This window comes from Thermaurantimonas sp., assembly GCF_046299575.1.
GTDB lineage: Bacteria > Bacteroidota > Bacteroidia > Flavobacteriales > Schleiferiaceae > Thermaurantimonas.
In genome coordinates this window covers 1-516 of sequence record NZ_JBKBHX010000030.1, presented here as the reverse complement: position 1 = coordinate 516, position 516 = coordinate 1, and the positions used below count along the sequence as shown (strand labels likewise).

At 40.3% G+C, this 516-nt stretch carries 1 protein-coding gene; it reads left to right on the top strand.

The window, feature by feature from the left end; genetic code table 11:
• Positions 1-304: 304 nt before the first annotated feature.
• A partial coding sequence (locus ACK4EX_RS11735) for an ArsR/SmtB family transcription factor (RefSeq protein ID WP_409773058.1) occupies positions 305-516 on the top strand: 212 nt, incomplete at its 3' end.

Genomic DNA, 516 nt, shown 5'->3' with positions numbered 1-516 from the left:
TACCTCGCATCAACTTTTGTGGTGTATCGACAGTTTTGAGCTCCGAATTCCGCCACTGCGCCAAGCGCCAAAACGTTATGCCCAATGCCAAGAGACACCCTACTAACATTGACAATCCGACAAAAAACGACAGAAAAGCCAACGCTTCGTAAAATTAAAAGAGGTGCAAGCCAACACACAAAGCCAACGCTTTTGCACCACATTTAATTTTACCCCAACGCACCAAGCCCACCCACCACCCATTTGCATTTTTACTGAACAATTCGTACATTTGCGAACTGAATAATGTAATATCAAATAAAAAATGCAAAAAGTAAAGCAGACATTTACCGACAAACAAGTACTCGTAGCCAAGTTTTCAAACGCATTGGCAAATCCTATTCGTGTAGCTATTTTGGAGTTGCTTTCTACTCAATCTTGTTGTTATCACGGAGACCTTTCGGAAGAATTTCATATCGCAAATAGCACTTTATCACAACATTTAAAGGTTTTGAAAGTAGCAGGACTAATTCAAGG